Origin of the sequence: Campylobacter sp. IFREMER_LSEM_CL1097 (assembly GCF_025772225.1) — a bacterium.
GTDB lineage: Bacteria > Campylobacterota > Campylobacteria > Campylobacterales > Campylobacteraceae > Campylobacter_D > Campylobacter_D lari_D.
This window is the reverse complement of record NZ_JAKMRT010000007.1, coordinates 68478-87471: the sequence shown is the minus strand read 5'-3', so window position 1 is coordinate 87471 and position 18994 is coordinate 68478. Positions and strand designations below refer to the sequence as shown.

The 18994-nt window shown below is 29.7% G+C and carries 21 protein-coding genes, 1 tRNA gene and 1 pseudogene; 11 read left to right on the top strand and 12 right to left on the bottom strand.

Annotated elements, in window-relative coordinates:
* The 7 genes from L8W64_RS04595 to L8W64_RS04565 form a co-directional block, all read right to left on the bottom strand.
* Positions 1-1979, bottom strand: a 1979-nt coding sequence (locus L8W64_RS04595) for a beta strand repeat-containing protein (RefSeq protein WP_412175212.1), incomplete at its 3' end; no start/stop codon positions are given.
* A 298-nt stretch (positions 1980-2277) separates the two neighbouring features.
* Positions 2278-2931 (bottom strand): superoxide dismutase [Fe], encoded by a 654-nt coding sequence (gene sodB, locus L8W64_RS04590; protein ID WP_263659185.1) that lies wholly within the window; start codon positions 2929-2931, stop codon positions 2278-2280.
* 68 nt (positions 2932-2999) lie between these two features.
* Positions 3000-3509 (bottom strand): anaerobic ribonucleoside-triphosphate reductase activating protein, encoded by a 510-nt coding sequence (gene nrdG / locus L8W64_RS04585; RefSeq protein WP_165955263.1) that lies wholly within the window; start codon positions 3507-3509, stop codon positions 3000-3002.
* The gene (locus L8W64_RS04580) at positions 3481-5760 is read right to left on the bottom strand and encodes an anaerobic ribonucleoside triphosphate reductase (RefSeq protein WP_263672954.1); all 2280 of its coding nucleotides are present in this window, start codon (positions 5758-5760) and stop codon (positions 3481-3483) included. The genes nrdG and L8W64_RS04580 overlap by 29 nt, the downstream gene beginning before the upstream one ends.
* A 132-nt stretch (positions 5761-5892) precedes the next feature.
* Complete coding sequence (locus tag L8W64_RS04575) at positions 5893-6507, bottom strand: BspA family leucine-rich repeat surface protein (RefSeq protein WP_263669998.1); 615 nt, start codon at positions 6505-6507, stop codon at positions 5893-5895.
* A 217-nt stretch (positions 6508-6724) separates the two neighbouring features.
* A tRNA-Glu gene (locus L8W64_RS04570) sits at positions 6725-6799 on the bottom strand.
* Positions 6800-6868: 69 nt separating this feature from the next.
* Entirely contained in the window at positions 6869-7627 is a 759-nt protein-coding gene (locus L8W64_RS04565) for an exodeoxyribonuclease III (RefSeq protein WP_263659189.1), read from the bottom strand.
* Between the two features lie 99 nt (positions 7628-7726).
* On the opposite strand from L8W64_RS04565, the gene L8W64_RS04560 reads away from it, so the two are divergent.
* Genes L8W64_RS04560 through pyrC form a run of 4 tightly spaced genes read left to right on the top strand, consistent with a single transcriptional unit; the run spans position 7727 to position 10861 of the window.
* Positions 7727-9274, top strand: a complete 1548-nt coding sequence (locus L8W64_RS04560) for a phosphoethanolamine transferase (RefSeq protein ID WP_263672953.1) — start codon at positions 7727-7729, stop codon at positions 9272-9274.
* Positions 9274-9645: a diacylglycerol kinase gene (locus L8W64_RS04555; RefSeq protein WP_263660393.1), complete on the top strand. Its 372-nt coding sequence runs from the start codon at positions 9274-9276 to the stop codon at positions 9643-9645. Before L8W64_RS04560 ends, L8W64_RS04555 begins: the two co-directional genes overlap by 1 nt.
* Positions 9630-9860 carry a helix-turn-helix domain-containing protein gene (locus tag L8W64_RS04550; protein ID WP_263661418.1) on the top strand — a complete coding sequence of 77 codons (231 nt, stop codon included), beginning with the start codon at positions 9630-9632 and terminating at the stop codon, positions 9858-9860. Before L8W64_RS04555 ends, L8W64_RS04550 begins: the two co-directional genes overlap by 16 nt.
* 8 nt (positions 9861-9868) lie before the next feature.
* Positions 9869-10861 carry a dihydroorotase gene (gene pyrC / locus L8W64_RS04545; RefSeq protein ID WP_263672952.1) on the top strand — a complete coding sequence of 331 codons (993 nt, stop codon included), beginning with the start codon at positions 9869-9871 and terminating at the stop codon, positions 10859-10861.
* Positions 10862-10870: 9 nt separating this feature from the next.
* Here the strand turns inward: pyrC and L8W64_RS04540 are convergent.
* A pseudogene (locus tag L8W64_RS04540) lies at positions 10871-11567 on the bottom strand (class I SAM-dependent methyltransferase).
* Complete coding sequence (locus L8W64_RS04535) at positions 11567-11914, bottom strand: Fur family transcriptional regulator (RefSeq protein WP_220566989.1); 348 nt, start codon at positions 11912-11914, stop codon at positions 11567-11569. The pseudogene L8W64_RS04540 and the gene L8W64_RS04535 overlap by 1 nt, the downstream one beginning before the upstream one ends.
* A 127-nt stretch (positions 11915-12041) precedes the next feature.
* On the opposite strand from L8W64_RS04535, the gene L8W64_RS04530 reads away from it, so the two are divergent.
* From L8W64_RS04530 to L8W64_RS04515, 4 genes are read left to right on the top strand one after another with little or no spacing between them, the layout of a single operon-like run.
* On the top strand, positions 12042-12872 hold the full coding sequence (locus L8W64_RS04530; protein WP_263672951.1) for a metal ABC transporter solute-binding protein, Zn/Mn family: 831 nt from the start codon (positions 12042-12044) through the stop codon (positions 12870-12872).
* The gene (locus L8W64_RS04525; RefSeq protein WP_263672950.1) at positions 12869-14197 is read left to right on the top strand and encodes a DUF1007 family protein; all 1329 of its coding nucleotides are present in this window, start codon (positions 12869-12871) and stop codon (positions 14195-14197) included. Before L8W64_RS04530 ends, L8W64_RS04525 begins: the two co-directional genes overlap by 4 nt.
* Entirely contained in the window at positions 14197-14946 is a 750-nt protein-coding gene (locus L8W64_RS04520) for a metal ABC transporter ATP-binding protein (RefSeq protein WP_263660398.1), read from the top strand. The genes L8W64_RS04525 and L8W64_RS04520 overlap by 1 nt, the downstream gene beginning before the upstream one ends.
* Positions 14939-15754: a metal ABC transporter permease gene (locus tag L8W64_RS04515; protein ID WP_263659196.1), complete on the top strand. Its 816-nt coding sequence runs from the start codon at positions 14939-14941 to the stop codon at positions 15752-15754. Before L8W64_RS04520 ends, L8W64_RS04515 begins: the two co-directional genes overlap by 8 nt.
* On the opposite strand, the gene L8W64_RS04510 is transcribed toward L8W64_RS04515, so the two are convergent.
* The 3 genes from L8W64_RS04510 to rpmI all read right to left on the bottom strand — a co-directional run bounded on the left by L8W64_RS04510 (position 15731) and on the right by rpmI (position 17250).
* Positions 15731-16630 (bottom strand): DNA ligase, encoded by a 900-nt coding sequence (locus L8W64_RS04510; RefSeq protein ID WP_263672949.1) that lies wholly within the window; start codon positions 16628-16630, stop codon positions 15731-15733. The two genes, L8W64_RS04515 and L8W64_RS04510, sit on opposite strands and share 24 nt — an antisense overlap.
* The gene (gene rplT / locus L8W64_RS04505; RefSeq protein WP_039617097.1) at positions 16608-16961 is read right to left on the bottom strand and encodes a 50S ribosomal protein L20; all 354 of its coding nucleotides are present in this window, start codon (positions 16959-16961) and stop codon (positions 16608-16610) included. Before rplT ends, L8W64_RS04510 begins: the two co-directional genes overlap by 23 nt.
* 97 nt (positions 16962-17058) lie before the next feature.
* The gene (rpmI, locus tag L8W64_RS04500) at positions 17059-17250 is read right to left on the bottom strand and encodes a 50S ribosomal protein L35 (RefSeq protein ID WP_039617094.1); all 192 of its coding nucleotides are present in this window, start codon (positions 17248-17250) and stop codon (positions 17059-17061) included.
* A 147-nt stretch (positions 17251-17397) separates the two neighbouring features.
* On the opposite strand from rpmI, the gene L8W64_RS04495 reads away from it, so the two are divergent.
* The 3 genes from L8W64_RS04495 (at position 17398) to L8W64_RS04485 (ending at position 18993) form a co-directional block, all read left to right on the top strand.
* Entirely contained in the window at positions 17398-17619 is a 222-nt protein-coding gene (locus L8W64_RS04495) for a hypothetical protein (RefSeq protein ID WP_263672948.1), read from the top strand.
* A gap of 65 nt (positions 17620-17684) precedes the next feature.
* Positions 17685-17993 (top strand): YkgJ family cysteine cluster protein, encoded by a 309-nt coding sequence (locus L8W64_RS04490; RefSeq protein ID WP_201737055.1) that lies wholly within the window; start codon positions 17685-17687, stop codon positions 17991-17993.
* Position 17994: 1 nt separating this feature from the next.
* The gene (locus L8W64_RS04485; RefSeq protein ID WP_263672947.1) at positions 17995-18993 is read left to right on the top strand and encodes a hypothetical protein; all 999 of its coding nucleotides are present in this window, start codon (positions 17995-17997) and stop codon (positions 18991-18993) included.
* The last annotated feature ends 1 nt before the right edge of the window (position 18994 follow it).

Here is an 18994-nt window from a genome sequence, read left to right as displayed (position 1 = left end):
GAACCTCCCAAATCTCCATCATTTTTGATTTCTAAATCACCGTTGTTATTCTCAATAGAACCGCTGATAGAACCACTATTGTTAATTGAACCTAAATTACCATTGTTTGTAATATTTCCACCTATACTACCATGACCACTATTGATAATCTTATCTACAGAAGAATCTTTACCTATAGATACATCCCCTGTAATTTTTCCATAATCATCATTAATGATATTACCTACTTTTGAGCCATTATCAACGCTAACATCACTGCTAATAAGCCCATTACCAGAATTAGAAATATTAGTAACTTCGCTATTATTATCAACTTTAATACCACCAGTAATCTCTCCTTGCCCAGCATTGATGATGCTTCCAACTATACTTCCATTATCAACGCTAACATCTCCTGAAATTTTACCAGTAGAAACTCCATTATTATAAAAAGAACTTGCCAAAGCACCATTGATAATATTCTCAACTTTAGAGTGATTATCTACTTTTACACTACCGCTAATCTCTCCACTTCCAGCATTGATGATACTATCTATCTGTCCTTTATTATTAACCTCTATAAAACCCTCTATTTTACCATTATCTTGATTTATTATACCACCTACTATAGAAGAGCCTTCTCCATCCACTTTTATAGTTCCGGTAATCTTAGCATTATCTTTATTTAAAATACCAGTAACCACACCGCCACTACTGATTAAAATAGATCCGCCTATATTAGCATTATCAGCATTTATAATACCAAATCCATTCTCACCACCTGAGATCATACCTTTCTCTTTAACCTCTATAGTTCCTTTTAAAGCAGATCCTCTGCTTAAATAAATTCCAGCAATTCCACCATGTATTGCAGAATTTTCTCCAGCTATAGTTGTGTTTTGATTTAAATATGCGTGATCAAAATACATCCCATAATCACCACCATATACCACGCCACCATTTTTTATAGATATATCGCTTGTAGTAGAACCTGTACTTAATAAAATACCACTTTCTCCTCCATAAATACTAGCATTATCAACATATAAATCTCCTAATGTTTGCCATTGACTTATATTTATACCATGTCTTTTAGCTTTTATTATTCCACCATCTTTTATGTCTAGAGTTTCAAATTTACCATAAGATACAGCAATTCCATCATGATTTGATTCTATAGTGCCCGTATTAGTAATATTTTCTATTTTACCACCGCCTTCTAGCTTAATAGCTGCACTCCAATCATTAGTTCCTGTAGAAATTATATTACCAGAATTGTTTATAGTTCCAATATTTCCTCCATAAACAAAAATGGCAGCAGCGTTGCCATCATTAATAGTTCCGCTGTTTTCTAAATTATCTAATGTAGAGTTCCTAATATAAACACCATAACCATTTCCACTTATAGTTCCGCTGTTTTTTAAATTTTGCAATGTAGCACTATCAACTCTAATACCATGACTTCCACTTCCAATTATGGTACCTGTATTATTAAGCGTTTCTAATTTACCTCCATTATCAACTTTTATACCATTAGAACCACCTTTTATAGTTCCGCTGTTTTCTAAATTTTTTAAAGTAGTATTTTTGGTTGTTACACTAACACCGGCACTAGAGCCTTCAATTAAACCTGTATTAGTTATTTTATCTACAGTAGAACTATCCCATATTTCTATACCATGATTATTACCATTAGCTGTACTTTTTATTGTACCAGCATTATTAATGGTTACATTAGTAGCACTATCCATAATTTCTACAGCATGTTTACTTGAGTTTGTAACACTACCACCCTTGTTAATAGTTAAAGTACCACCATCACTTCCATTTATGGTTACTGTTCCTGTTTGTTTATCATTTATAGTACACTCTGTACCACTACAATTACCACCACTAATATTTTTTGAATTTTTTACTTGTTTGGTTTTAGTATTTTTAATACTACTATTAGAATTTTGACCATTTATAGTTACTATACTAGCATTGGCACAGGTTGCCAAAAAAGATATAGTCGCTAAAGATAAGAAAGTTTTTTTAACAAAAGAAAGATTATTGTTTGAATAAGATGATTTTAAAGTGGGATTATTTTCACATACCCCCCCCCCATAAAATAAGACATTAAAACTCCTTGATTTATTAAAATTTTTTGTAATGATAAAAAATAATTATTAATATTTTTTAAATATGATAGTGCTTTTGTTAATTATTTGTGTAAATTAGGATATTTTTATTGTTGTTATTCTTAAGATAATTTAGCTTTGATTAAAAAAAGCCTCTTAAAAATAAGAGACTTTTTTCTTATTTTATAGGATGAAGTTCATTTGCATAAAAGCTTACTGAATTCATACCTTCTTTGATAGCCCATTCATAAGCTTTTACTACAAATTCCCAGTTAATGTGTGCGTAGAATTTATCTAAATACACAGGGCGTGCATTACGGTGATCTACATAGTAAGCATGCTCCCACACATCAACTACTAAAAGTGGAACTTTACCTTCAGTGATAGGTGTAGCAGCATTGCTTGTAGCTACTAATTCTAATTTTTGATTTTGAGTGTTATAAACTAGCCAAAACCAACCAGAACCAAATACTCCTGTAGCTCCTTTGATGAATTCTTCTTTTAAATTTTCCATAGAACCAAAGTCTTTTTCAACCGCTGCTTTAAACTCATCACTTAAAGAACAGCCACAACCACAGCATGTTTTTGGCTTAATGCAGTCAAAATAAAAGTCATGATTATACACTTGAGCAGCGTTGTTAAAAATTCCGCCATTTGAGTTTTGTATGATATAAACTAAATCTTTTCCTGCAAATTCAGTATCTTTGATAAGATTGTTTAGGTTATTTACATAAGTTTGGTGGTGTTTGCCATGATGAAATGCAAAAGTTTCTGCACTCAAAAAGTCTCCAAAAGCGTCTGCTTCATAAGGTAGTTTTCTTAATTCAAACATATTGTTCTCCTTTTTTTAAATTTTATAACATTCTAACATAGTTAAGTTAAAAAAGACTAAATGAGTCTTTATTTTTCAAAAAGTATTACTTTGCCTTGCTCTAAGCTTTTTGCTACATCAATAATGCGTTGGTTTTTACTACCTTTAAATTTTAAAGATAGGTCTTTTTGCTCTAAAATAAACTTCCCATCTATCAAAACATCAGCTAAGATAAGCAATTCTTTCATAGCTTGCTCTTGTAATAGCTCTTCATAAGTAAAACCTGTATATATAGTAAGATCAAGCCCTAAAGCCTTAATGTGTTTTGCTAGAATACTTAAATTTTTTGCTTGCATAAAAGGCTCCCCACCACTAAAAGTAACACCTTGGAGCAAAGGATTTTTACAAATATCATCATACAAACTTGCTAAATCTTGCAAATATCCTTTGTTAAAATCATGTGTTTGTGGATTATGACAACCTTTGCAATGATGAGGGCAGCCTTGAGTAAAAATCACATAACGCAAACCATAGCCATCGACTATGGATTCTTTTATGACACCGGCTAATCTAAGAAAAATCGTGTTTAATTCTTGCATGAACTTCAGCTTTTTTAGCGTCATTAAAACGATCAAGCGTTCCTACTAAATAGCCTGTGATTCTTCTTATGCGTTCAAATTTAATATCATCTTCTTTTCTATGACACTTTGGACAAAACTCATCTATCACACCACTATAACCACATACCGGATCTCTATCTAGTGGGAAATTAATCGAGCCATAGCCTATATTGCTTTCTTTCATACATTTTATAATGCGTTCAAAACTTTCTAAATTCTTACTCACATCGCCGTTTAATTCTACATAAGTAATATGCCCACCATTATTTAGCTCATGATATGGGGCTTCTATTTGAATTTTTTCATATATACTAATAGGAAAATCCACAGGAATATGAAAAGAATTAGTATAAAAATCTTTATCAGTTATGCCTTTTAAAATGCCGTATTTTTTTTGATCTAGCTTTAAAAACCTTCCACTTAAACCCTCAGCTGGGGTAGCTATGAGTGAAAAATTAAGCTTATCTTTGAGTGCTTTTTCATCGACAAATTCACGCATAAAACGCACGATTTGCAAACCTAAATCCCTTGCTTCTTGACTTTGTCCATGATGAGAACCTACTAAAGCTATTAAACTCTCACAAAGTCCTATATAACCTATAGCTAAAGTCCCGTGTGCTATGATTTTTTCTACGCTATCATTTTCTTTTAAAGAATCTGAATCTATCCAAATTCCCTCGCCCATTAAAAATGGGAAATTTTTAACCTTTTTTAGACTTTGAATTTTATATCTATGAAGTAATTGCTCATACACAAGCTCTAATTTTTCTTTTAAAAGTGAGTAAAAAAGCTCTAAATTTCCTTTAGCTTCTATGGCTAAACGCACAAGGTTTATACTCGTAAAGCTTAAATTTCCCCTGCCGCTTGTGATTTCTTTACTCTCATCATAAACATTTGCCATAACCCTAGTTCTACAACCCATATAAGCTACTTCGCTATTATAATCACCCTTTTTATAGTATTTTGCATTAAAGCTTGCATCTAAAAAGCTAAAATTTGGAAAAAGTCTTTTAGAAGCACATTCTATAGCGAGTTTAAAAAGCTTGTAGTTTGGATCTTTTTCATTATAATTAATACCTTCTTTTACTTTAAAAATTTGCACAGGAAAAATTGGTGTTTCACCATTTCCTAAGCCTTTCATCGTGGCTTTGAGTAAATTTTCTATTACCATTTGCCCTTCAAAAGAAGTATCGGTGCCATAATTTAGCGTGCTAAAAGGCACTTGAGCTCCTGCTCTTGAGTTCATAGTATTAAGATTATGCACCAAAGCTTCCATAGCTTGAAAAGTCGCATCTTGGGTTTGCTTTAATGCTCTTTTGTAAGCATAAGCATTTGCTTGTTTTAAAAAATTCTCATCACTATTTAAATCAAGCTTTAAAAGCTCTTTGAAACATTCTTTTTCATTTGAAGCTTGAAAATTAGCATTTTTAAAGCATTGCTCATCTAGGTTTTGTTCTAATTTTATTTCAAAAAAAGCATTTATAGCCTTTTTATACTCTTTTTGAAAAGTCTTTGCCACACCCTTTGCCATAGCAAAATCAAAATTTGGTATAGATTGACCTCCATGCATTTCATTTTGATTAGCCTGTAAAGCAATGCAAGCTAAAGAAGCATAAGATCTGATATCATTTGGCTCACGCAAACTTCCATGTCCAGTGCTAAAACCATTTTCAAAAAGCTTTAACAAGTCTATTTGACAACAAGTTTGTGTTAGCATATAAAAGTCTTTATCGTGTATATGTATATCGCCATTTTTATGTGCATTTGCGATATGTTTTGGTAAAATACACTCATCTACATAGTATTTTGCTCCTTCTGAACCATATTTTAACATCATACCCATAGCACTATCTGAGTTGATATTAGCATTTTCTCTTTTTAAATCAGCTTCTTTAGAATCTTTGAAAGTTAAATCATCATACAAATTTAGCAAATCATAGCTACCATTGCGGATTTGTGTTCTTTTTTGGCGGTATAATATATAAGATTTTGCAGTATTGATTAAAGCATTTTTTATTAAAACCTCTTCAACTTTATCTTGAATTTGTTCTACTTGTGCATGATTTTCATCAAGCAAAGCTACAACCTCATCACAAAGCCTACCTAATTCATCATTTTCTAATTTTTTATCAGTAGAGTTTATATTGGCTCTAAAAATAGCATTTTTAATTTTAAAAATATCAAATGCAACTTGACTTTTATCTCTTTTTGTAATAAATTTTATTTTCATGTAAATTTTCCTAAAAAATAATCTCTAGAAGCTAAAAAATAACGCTTTATGAAGATAAGTTTAGTACAAAAACTTGATGAAAAACTTAAAAAGATAAAAGAAAAATTCACACAAAAATTGTGTGAATTTTGTTTATTCTAACTCTATACCTTTTACTGCATAAAGTTTATCAATACCACGATTTCCAAACATTTTTTCAGTATTACAATCCTTTTGGATATTCCACTCATCTAATTCATGATGGAAATTTTTGCAATTGTGAAAAAGATATGCCATAGTAATTACATTTTGCACATCCCAATTCACAACACTATGTTCATACGCATGACAGTTTTCAAAACAATGTGCCATTCTGGTAGTATTTGAAGTTTTCCAATGCAATAAAGAATGATTAAAATTAACACAATTAAAAAACATATAAGACATATCTTTTAAATTTTGAGTATCCCATTTTGATAAATCTTGATTAAAATTTTTGCAGTTAAAAAACATACTTGCCATATTTTCAACTTTAGAAACATTCCAGCGTGACAAATTTGCATTAAAACTTTCGCAACAATAAAACATATAAGACATATCTTTAGCATTTGATACATCCCAATGTTCAATACCTAAAAAATCCAATCTTTTAGAATAATAAAATACATAAGAAAAATCATCAATCAAAGATACATCAATATCCCTTAGAGAAATTCTTTCATTATGCACCAAATTCATTAACTCATTTTTGCTTTTAGGTCTATACATTTTGTCCTCCTTTTTGTATATTTTAAAAAACAAGTGTGAAGTCAATGTAAAAATTTACAAATTATTAACAATAACTTTCAATATATTAATAATAAGTATTTTAAAATAAACTTAATTTAAATAAGATAAAACAAATAAAAAATATTTAAATCGAACAATGTAACTTTTTGTAAAATATGACAATGATTATCAAAAAAAGCGGATATAAAATAGTAAGTGGTGACCCATACGAGACTCGAACTCGTGTTACCGCCGTGAAAGGGCGATGTCCTAACCGCTAGACGAATGGGCCATTTTGCAGTTTTAAGATGAAATTATAACAATTTTTACTTAATAATTATTTAAGGCATTAAAAAATACCTTAAATATCGATTTCTATCCCTACAGGAGCATGATCTGAGCCAAAAATATCATCTCTTATAAAAGCATTTTTAAGTTTATCTTTTAAGCCATTAGAAATGAAAAAATAATCAATCCTCCAGCCTACATTTCTTTCTCTTGCTTTCATTCTATAACTCCACCACGAATACTTTTCTTTAACATCGCCATTTATATGCCTAAAAGTATCTATAAAACCTAATTTTAATAAATCATCTATCCAAGCACGCTCAATCGGTAGAAAACCTGAAGTTTTTTCATTAGCTTTTGGGTGGGTTAAGTCTATCTCACGATGTGCGGTATTAACATCTCCACAGATGATAATTTCTTTACCTTCTTTTAAAAGTTTATCTAAATACACTAAAAAATTATTATAAAATTTCATTTTAAAATTCAAACGCTCTTCATCTTTTTGACCATTTGGAAAGTAAATATTAAACAAAACTACATTTTTAAAGCTATGCTCTAAAACTCTACCCTCATCATCATCAAAAAACTCACATTTTTTTACCTCACAATCAAAATTACACAAGCTCATTACGCCTGAATACCCTGCTCTTTTAGCACTATTTGAATACATATGTTTAAAAGGATACTCATAAATTCTTTTTGGAAATTTATCCTCGTGTGCTTTGATTTCTTGAAAACCTATAAAATCAATTTCTTCTTTTTCAATCCAATCAAGTGCATTTTTATCACAAATTGCCCTTAGGCCATTTACATTCCATGATAATAATTTCATAATTTAATCCTTAAACTTACAAAAAGCAAAATCATACCATAAAGATATTAAGTTAACCATTTTTATTTATAATTAAATCTTTAATTTTGAAAGGATTTCATGAAATTTTTTAATATATCGTGGCTTAAATTTATTATTTTGAGTGCTTTTTATATAACTAGTATCAATCTGAAATTGTTTTCTTATATTCACGAAAATTTACATCCTCATAATAATGATATTTCCATTATTTTATATATAATTATATATTTTGCACTATTAGTTGGAATTTTCGCTTTATTATTTTTGCCTTATCTTAGCAAGATTTTAATGATTTTTTTAATAGGTGTGAGTTCAATTAGTAGTTATTTTATGATCAATTATGGTGTTATTATAGATCATGATATGATTAGAAATGCTATGCAAACTGATCAAAAAGAAGTACGTGATCTGATTAATTTTAATATTTTTGTTTATATATTTTTTACTTTTGTGATTCCAGCATTTTTAGTTATAAAAACCAAAATAGAATATCACAATATCAAAAAACATTTAATCATCAAATTTAGTACTTTATTTGTTGCTTTATTTGTTGCTTTTGGATTGCTTGGAATTTTTTCAAAAAGTATTGTACCATTTTTAAGAACTTATAATGAAGTAAGAGTTTATAACACTCCTTTTTATCAAATTTATTCAGCAATTAAATATATAAAATTAGAAGTTATTCCAGAAAAAGAACTTCAAAAGATAGCTTTAGATGCGAAAATGGAAAAAGACTTAAACAAAACTATGATTTTAGTCATAGGGGAAACCGCTAGAGCAAATAACTATTCTTTGGGTAGTTATACCAAAAATGATACTAATTTTTACACCAAAAACGAACCTAATTTAATATATTTTGACAATGTAAGCTCTTGCGGGACAGCAACTGCTAGAAGTTTACCTTGTATATTTTCAAGACACAAAAGAGCTACTTTTGACAATAGTCTTTATGAAGAAAATGCTTTAGATATTTTGCAAAGAGTTGGAGTTCAAAGTGTTTGGCTTGGAAATAATTCTGGAGGTTGCAAAGGAAACTGCGATCGTATAGCACATAAATTGATTTCAAAAGATTATGATGAGAGTTTACTTGAGCTTGTAAAAGAACAATTACAAAATCCATCTTCAAGTAAAATCATAGTCGTTCATTTGCAAGGTTCTCATGGACCAGCTTATTTTAAGCGCTATCCAAATGAGTTTAAAAAATTTACGCCAACTTGCGATACAAATGAATTACAACAATGCTCGCAAGAAGAATTAACTAATACCTATGACAATACTTTACTTTATACAGATTTTATCATCAAAAGTCTTATTGACTTATTAAAGCAAAGTCCTGCACAAAATGCCTCATTGTTGTATGTATCAGACCATGGAGAAAGTTTAGGAGAAAATGGAATTTACCTTCATGGAATGCCCTATTTCATAGCACCAAAAGAACAAACTCATGTTCCTATGATTCTTTGGAGCAAAGATAATAATTTAATCCAAGAATTACAAAAAAAGAAAGATTATAAATTATCTCAAGATAATATTTTTTCAAGTTTATTAGGATATTTTAATGTCCAAACTAAAGAATATGAAGAAAACTATGACTTATATAGTAAAAATTTAAAGGAAAATCCTTAATGAAGCCAAAGTATTCTTTATTTAAAAATGCAAGTTATGCCTTTAGTGGCATTAAATTCTTGCTTAAAGATGAAATGGCTTTTAGAATAGAATTTGCCATTATCTTACCTTTGATTTTTGTAAGCTTTTTTTTACCTGTGAGTTTTTTAGAACATTTTGTGCTTATTTTAGTATTAGTTTTGATTTTAATTATAGAAGCATTAAATTCTGCTATAGAAGCTTGCGTGGATCTTTACACGAGCGAATTTCACATCTTAGCTAAAAAAGCAAAAGATTGTGCGAGCGCTGGGGTGTTTTTTAGCGTTGTTTTGGCTATAATTACTTGGAGTTTTATTCTTTTTAATATGGCTAGAGAATGGATGATAAAGTAAAAACACTATGCGTGAAAATCTTTGGTAAAAAACGCTTTGAAATTTTAGAATTTTTAGCCCTTCATGCTAATGAAGATGGCTTTGTCTTTGCAAATATCGAAGAACTTTCTAAAAAGTTAAACATCAGCAAACCAACCATCATTTCTACTTTTAAATTTTTAGAAGAGAAAGCTTTGCTTGAAAAGCTCAAAAACGGCTTATATAAACTCAAATAGGAGATAAAATGACGCTTAAAAACCCTTTGGATATGCATTTACATTTACGCGATGAAAGCATGCTTGAACTTGTAGCTCCATTTAGCGCAAAAGACTTTAAAGCGGGAGTTATCATGCCAAATTTAATCTCTCCGCTTACTGAAATAAATACACTAAAAGCCTACAAAGAACGCATTTTAAAAGCATGCAAAAATGAAGATTTTACGCCTTTGATGACTTTATTTTTTAAAGACTATGATGAGAAATTTTTAGAAAAAGCTAAAGATGAAATTTTTGCTATCAAACTTTATCCTGCAGGCATAACTACAAATTCAGATAATGGAATTTCAAGCTTTGATATAGAAAAGTTAAAACCTACACTAAATGCTATGAGTGAGCTTGGCCTGCCTTTACTTGTACATGGAGAAACAAATGATTTTGTAATGGATAGAGAGGCAAATTTTGCTAAAATCTATGAAAAATTAACTAAAAATTTTCCAAAATTAAAAATTGTAATGGAACATATTACCACTAAGGTTTTGTGTGATTTATTAAAAGATTATGAAAATTTATACGCAACTATCACTTTACATCATTTAATGATAACCCTTGATGATGTGGTGGGTGGTAAGATGGATCCGCATTTATTTTGCAAGCCTATTGCAAAACGCTATGAAGACAAAGACGCTTTATGTGAGCTTGCTTTTAGTGGTTATGAAAAAGCTATGTTTGGAAGTGATAGCGCACCTCATCCATTGCACACTAAAGAATGCTGCGGGTGTGCGGCTGGCGTATTTAGCGCACCGGTGATTTTACCTGTATTAGCTGAACTTTTTGAAAAGCACTCAAATGAAGCAAATTTACAAAAATTTATTTCAGATAATGCTTGTAAAATCCATAATCTTAAATTTGAAAAAGATAAAATCATCACTTTAGAAAAACAAGAATGGCAAGTAGCGCAAAAATACGGTGATGTGGTGCCATTTATGGCAGGAAAAACTTTAAATTTCAAGGTTATTTAGCCTTGAAATTTAATCAATAATCAAAAGTTTTATCTTAGCTTCTATAATCTCTTCTACCTCATCTTTTACAAAGCTTTCTAACTCTTGTTTGTTTGCATTAATGCCATTCATACTCAAATGCCACAAAGCATTTTCTATCGCACTATCTTTATCTCTTTTTACTACTCTAATTTCATTAAAAATTTCACTCTCATAAGAAATATTTTGCGCATTTAAAAAACTTTGCAAATCCTCTTCATAAAAACCTTTAAAATGCGTGTTAAAATGCTCAAATATAGGATCTAAAGCTACTTTTGCGCCTACTCGCCCAGCCTAAATATACTTTTTTAGAAGCTAAGCTTAAAAAAGCTTTATAGTCTTTTTCATTTTGCAAAGCAGGAGACATGCTCAAAAAAGCTAAATCAAAATTTGTGTTATTGTTTTTATAAAAGTTTTCAAAGTCTAAATTTAGGGTTCTTACATTTGATATGGCATGGGTTTTTGCATCTTCTTGTAAAATTTCAAGCATAGCACTAGAGCTATCTACACCCAAAACACTTTTTGCTTTTTGTGCTAAATGCAAAGTCCAAACACCGCTTCCACAACCTATATCCACCACGATTTTGCCTTGTAAAGACCCAAGTTTTGCAAAAGTAACTTTTTGAATTTCGTTTAAGTTAGAACTATATCTTGCATAGTTTTTTGCTTTTTTATTCCATAAATTCATTATTCATTCTCACATTTTTGGCAAATTCCTTTAATCACAACACTTTTTATAATCCCTTTAATTTCAGGCATTTTTACATCACTAATCTCATGACATACATCGCATATAAAATGTGCTTTAGCATGATCTGCTAATTCATAAAAACTTTTGCGATCAAGTTGACTTTTATTAACAATACCCTTTTTTTCAAAAAGCTCCATATTTCTATAAAAGCTAGTTTTATTTGCTTTGAGATTAAATTGATCATAACTTAATGGGGTTTTAGCAAGAGATAAAATTTGCAAGATTTCCACTCGTAAAGTTGTCATAGAAATATCATGTTTTTTTAATAAATCAATAGCTTCCATAATTCTACCTTAGAAAATAAATGTATTTTACCACAAAAAAAGTTTTATAAATGCAACTTAATTTTTAAGTTGCAACTAAGTTGCATTATATATAATTACATAAATTTTAGATAATCAGGAGGAATTAATGTTAAAAATATTGTTATTGTTATTATCATGCGCACTTGCTTTTTCAAAACCCATTGTGAGTGTTAGCATACCACCTCAGGCATTTTTTGTAGAAAAGATTGCTAAAGATAGTGTTGAAATTAATATCTTGATTTCACCTAATTCCAATGAACATAATGTAGAATTTAAACCTATGATGATTAAAAATCTTGAAAAAAGCAAAATTTATTTTCTTGCCGATTTAGAACTTGAAAAAATCCTAGAAAACAAATTTAAAAATACACTCAAAAATGTCAAAATTGCTAATATTAATGATGGCATATCATTACTAGAAAATGATGAGACTGATGAACATGAGCATGGTAAAAACGATCCTCATACTTGGCTAGATCCTATTTTAGTAAAAATACAAGCACAAAATATCTATAAAGCTTTAAGTCAAACTTTTCCACAAAATAAAGACTTTTATGCAAAAAATTTAGAAAATTTTCTTAAAGAATTGGATGACTTAAATTCAATAATCAAAACAAATTTACAAGATATCAAACACCGAGAATTTATAGTCTATCATCCTAGTTGGAATTATCTTGCAAAAAGATACAACCTCATCCAAATTCCTGTGGAAATTGATGGAAAAGAGCCAAAAATTCAAGATTTGCAAAAACTAATAAAAATAGCCAAAGAAAAAAACATAAAGGTTATTTTTGTCCAATCTGGTTTTAGTGAAAATTCGGCTAAAGTATTATCTAAAGAATTAAACGCAAAAATTGTTTTTATCGATCATTTGGCTAAAGATTGGGATAAAGAACTTTTAAAAACCATACAAGCATTAAAAATGGCTTTAGAATGAAAATCATTTTAATACTAGCTTTTATATGCTTTCAAAAAGTATTAAGCTGTGCTTTGTGTGCAGCTTATACTCCAACGGCAAATGTAAAATTAGACTTTAACGCAAGTGATGATAACATCAATAAAATTTATGTAACTTGGGAATTTTCGCAAGATTTTATAAAAATACTACTTCAAAACTATGATATAAATTATAATAATACTTTAGACAAAGACGAACTTACTGATATTAAATATACTCTTTTAGATTATATAGAGCCAAGACAATTTTTAATGCAATTTCAATTTTACAATTTAGATGAAAAAATTTACATAGAAAAATTTTTAAATGCCAAATTAATCTTAGATAAAACGAAACTATTTTTCACTTTTGAAGTAAATCTTAACATCCCTATAAAAGAAAATAACACATTTAGCATAAGATTTGAAGATAAGGAAGGATTTTTTAGTTTTAAATTTATACCGCAAGATTTTATCACTTTGAATTCAAACTATTATCTAAGTGCAAATCCCAATTTAAATCTCATATTTTTACAAGCACAAAAAGGCAAAACACCAAATACAACCTTTGCAGAAATTCAAATCAAGCAAAGTCCAAATTTTATAGATGATCTTTTAAATAAATTGCAAATTTTTAACGAAAATATTTTATTGTATATCAAGCAACTTCTTCAACAAGAATTTAATATACAAACATTTTTAATATTATTAATCATATCTTTTGGATATGGCGTTTTTCATGCTAGTACACCAGGTCATTCTAAAATGCTTACAAGTTCGTATTTTTTAACACACAAAAGCTCATTTTCTAAAATATTTTATTTTGTATTAAAAATAGGCATAGTGCATATAATGAGTGCATTTTTACTTGTAAGCATTGGTATAATTATCCTTGAGAAATTACTCAAAGATATCAATATGGCTGGATTTATTCTTACAAAATTTACAAGTTTACTTATAGTTTTTATAGCTCTTTTTATGCTAAGCAAAAAAATACTTCATAAAAACTCTTGCTCATGCTCTTGCCACTCACATAAAACAAGTGAATGGGTAGTCATACTAGGAGCTTCTTTGGTGCCTTGTCCTGGTGTTATATTACTTTTTATTTTTGCGTATAAATTCAACTTTTTTTATGCTTTAAGCTCTGCTGTGTTTGTGACATTGGGAATGTGTTTTGTATTATTTTTATTTGCTATAGGGGCAAATAAAATTCACCAAAATGTCAAAACTATAAAAATAAGAACCTTACTAGAGTATCTAGCTTTGATATTTATGATATCATTTGGATTATTTTTATTCATCAATACCAAAGAAGGTGTATTTTAGTGGAATTATTTCGAATATCTAATTTAAATTTTTCTTATAATGAAGAACTTGTGTTAAAAAATATCAATCTAAGCTATGATAATAATGATTTTTTATCTATCATAGGACCAAATGGTGGTGGAAAATCAACCCTTATAAAACTCATATTTGGACTTTTAAAAAGTAAAAATATAATTGAATTTAAAAATATAAATTTAAGTCAAATAGGCTATGTCCCACAAAACACTCTAACTAATACCAATTTTCCAACTAGAGTCTTAGAAGTCGTGCTTATGGGAAGGATAAATCATAAAACTTTTGGTTTTTACACCAAAAAAGACAAAGAGTTAGCTCTAGATGCTCTAAAAAAAGTATCTATGCAAGATTTTTGGGATAAAACTATCCATTCTTTAAGCGGCGGCCAAAGACAAAGAGTGCTCATAGCAAGAGCTTTAGTAGGAGAGTGTAAATTGCTTATATTAGATGAGCCTACAGCAAGTGTAGATACTAAAAATGCTATACAAATTTTTGAGCTTTTAAAACAACTTCATCAAAATGGCATAGGTATTATATGCATTAGTCACGACATTAACATAACTTTAGCATATAGTGATAAAATCGCATATTTAAACAAAGAAATTTTTATACACAAAAACATTAAAGATCCAAATAAAATCAACTATATAAAACACTTATACCAAAACCATTCTCATTTTTGCGATGTTGAAATGAGTTTAAATTCTTGCCTATGTAAGGAATGTAATGCTTGAAATTTTAAATTTTAACTTTTTTCAAAATGCTTTATTTTCTTGTGTGCTAGTAAGCATTGCATGTGGTTGTATAGGAAGTTTGGTAATGGTAAATAGGCTTATGTCTATGGCTGGTGGCATTACACATGGGGCATTTGGTGGCATTGGAGTAGCATTTTACTTTTCTTTACCCGTTTTACTTAGCACAAGTTTATTTACTTTGATTTTAGCCTTTATAGTGGCTTATTTAAGCAAACACTATCCAAACAGAAGCGATAGCATTATAGCTGTCATATGGGCGTTTGGTATGGCTATAGGAATCATACTTATAGACTTAAGCCCAAAATACAATAACGACTTAATGGCATATTTATTTGGCAATATATTAACCGTTTCTAATGAAGACATTTGGCTTATGCTTGGTGCAGATATCATTTTTATCATTATTTTATTATGCTTTTATAGACAATTTGAAATCATAAGCTTTGATAGCGAATTTGCTCAAACTAGAGGGATTAACACTAATTTATTTTATTATCTTTTGATTTTTATGATAAGCTTGTGCGTAGTTATTGGTATTAGACTTGTGGGATTAATTTTAGCCATGGCTTTATTAAGCATACCAAGCTTTATAGCAGAAGGTATTAGTAAAAAACTTGGTTGGATGATGATTTATTCAAGTATTTTGAGTTTATGTTTTTGCTTAAGTGGTTTGATGGTGAGTTATTATTTTAATATCTCAAGTGGTGCTAGTATCATTATGATCTCATGTGTTGCTTTTGCTATATTTTTAGGAATTAATGCTTTAAAAAACTTCCCTCGTTCTTAAAAAACTAGCAAATTTTGGTTTGCCATTTTTGGTTAAGCCATTGTATTTAAAAGTGATAATAGCACCAACTGGCGGAGGGTTTAAGCGATCGCTTTCTTTAAAACCTGAGCCTATCTTAAAACTTACTTTTTTACCCTCAATCACTGCTTCACAAAGCAAAGATCCCATTTTACCTTCAAATTTTCCCTTACCTTCAAAATGCTTTTTTACAACACATTCTGCATCATCAAAAGGTTTTAGTTTAAAAGCATTGTTTGACCTTTTCTTTTCATAAGGTGCGTTGTTTAATCTTACAATCACGCCCTCACCTTTATGTGAAATGATATCTTGATAAAACTGCTTTAAATGATTTTTATCTTTAATGCGAATTTGTGGGATGATTTTTATAAAATCATTTGGATTTTTAGCTAAATACTTTTTTAAAACTTCTAATCTTGCTTCTAAGGTGCAAGGATCAAGTTTAAATTCCTCACAAGCATTTGGCACATCAAAGACATTATAACTTACTTTTTGCCAAAGTTTTTCATCAGGATTTTCTTGGCGTATTAAAGATGAAATTTCTTCAAAAGAAGCTCTTTTTATCCAAAGTTCTCCATCTAACTCAAATTTAGGAAAGTTTTTTATGAAAAATGAAGGGAGTTTTATAGCATTTCCTGCTCTTGTTTGCATAGACTTACCATTCCAAAGACCTCTTACGCCATCGAGTTTTTCACTCATGAGATAATGGCTTAAATTTACATCTTTAAATGCTTTTTCATCATAAACTTTAAAAAGCAAAATATCTTTAGCAAAAAGAGAATTTAAGAAGAAAGCAAAGAGAAAAACAAGGCTTATAAAAAGCCTTGCAGTAAGATTAAAGTGCTTTTTTAGCAGCATCTGCGATTTTGGCAAAAGCAGCTGCGTCATTCATCGCTAAATCAGCTAAGATTTTTCTATCAAGCTCAATGCCTGCTTTTTTAAGACCATTTATAAATCTTGAATAACTAATATCATTTAGTCTGCAAGCTGCATTGATACGCACTATCCAAAGACGACGGAAATCGCGTTTTTTGCGGCGTCTATCACGATACGCATAAACCAAACTTCTTTCTAATTGTTCTTTAGCTTTTCTAAAGTGTTTGCGGCGACCACTATAAAAACCACGCGCAAGTTTTAAAACTTTTTTATGTCTGCGGCGTCTTACAACACCTGTTTTTACTCTTGCCATATTTATCCTTTCACAAATTGGCGTTCGTTAAACGAATCTTGCCCTTTAAATAAGGGGAGTTTGAATGACTTTCGTCAAAAACTAAATTTAAGCGAGCTTAAATTCCTAACATTTTTTCAACCGCTTTAACATTGGTTGAGTGAACATACTTAGAAGTGCGAAGATCACGCATTCTTTTAGCAGGTTTTTTAGTCAAAATGTGGCTTCTATAAGCAGCGCCTCTTTTGATTTTATTTTTACCTACTTTGAAGCGTTTAACAGCACTTTTAACGCTTTTCATTTTTGGCATGTGTATCCTTTGGATAAATTTTTTCATAAAAGAAAGCTATCATTTTACTATAACTATGCTTTAGAAAAATTAAATTTTTATGACACAACCTGTCACAAGGATTTAATATGATTTTATTAATTTTATAAAATCCAATAAAGGAGTCAAATGGCAATAGTAATTGGTATTATAGTTATGATAGCTACTGCTATATGGGCTATAGTTTGTGGTACTTTTTGGGCTTTATTTTTGTTTGTAGTGTGGTGCGTTATATTACCAAGTTTATTTTTAATAGAAAAATACGGAATTATAAATGTAGTGGTTTCTTACGTGCTAATTTTAGCTGGTGTAATGATACTTGCAAGGATAATTAAAAGTAAACAATACTAAAAACCTTGACAATACGGGGGGGGGGTATTGATATAATTGACATAAAAAATAATAAGGAGGGTTAAATAATATTAAAACATAATTTTCCTTGCACTTCATGTGGAGCATGTTGTAAAAATATTAATGGCATTGAAGAGTTGAAACACTTTAATATAAATGGTGTTTGCATTAATTTACAAGAAGATAACTCTTGTAAAATTTACAACGAAAGACCCTTAGTATGCAGAGTGGAAGATTTTTACAATAAATATTTTAAAGACACTATGAGTAAAAAGGATTTTTATAACGAAAATATAAAAATATGTAATTTATTGCAAGATAAATTGAAGCTAGATAAAAAATACAAAATAAATTTAATAACAAAGGAGATTTAAAATGGCAGTTCCATTTATTTTAGGCGGAATAGCTTTAGCAACAGGTGTATTTGGTGCTAAAAAAGCATACGATGGTTATCAAGATAAGTGTGCAGCAGAAGAGTTAGATAATAATGCTAAAGCTATTTTTAATTATGCAAAAGAAAATTTAGACGTAGCTAGAAAAAATGCTGAACAAGCTTTGGAAAATTTAGGGCATGCAAAGTTGCATATTCATCAAAATTCTTTTAAAGAGTTTATTGATATTTTTTCTAAACTTAAAAATGTAGAAAGCGATGATTTTTCTAAAGATGATTTAAAATTTAATATTAATGAATTTATAGAATTTACCAAAGAAAGTGTAATTGACTTTACAAAATTAACAGCAGGTGGGATAGCATCTCTTGGTGCTGGGGCTTTAGCTGGTATTGGAGCTTATGGTAGTGTTGGATTACTTGCAAGCGCTTCTACCGGAACTTTAATTTCTACACTGAGTGGCGCAGCGGCTACTAATGCTACTTTAGCATGGCTTGGAGGAGGTAGCTTAGCTGCAGGTGGATTTGGAATGGCTGGTGGAATGGCTGTTTTAGGTGGTATAGTAGCTGCGCCTGTTTTAGCAGTTGGAGGATTTTTATATTCTAAAGTTGGAGAGCAAGCTTTGGACGAAGCAAAAAGTAACCTACATAAAGCAAAAGCAGCAGCAAGTGAAATGGATACTGCAAGAATTGCTACAACAGCAATCGGTTCTATTGTAAATGAATCTCTTATAGCTATACAAAATTTAGATGGAATTTTAATTAAAGAATTACAAACTTTTAAATTAATGATTATAAGAGAAAATGATTATTCTAAATTCACTAATGGTGAAAAAGCATATACTCAATTTATTGTCAATTTAGTGAAAGCAATTAGTGGTATTTGTAAGGTAAATGTACTAACTGAAGATGGCATAGTAAATAAAGAATTTAAAAAAGCTGTCCAAATAGCACAAAATTTAAATAAAGAAATACAAACTATTTAAA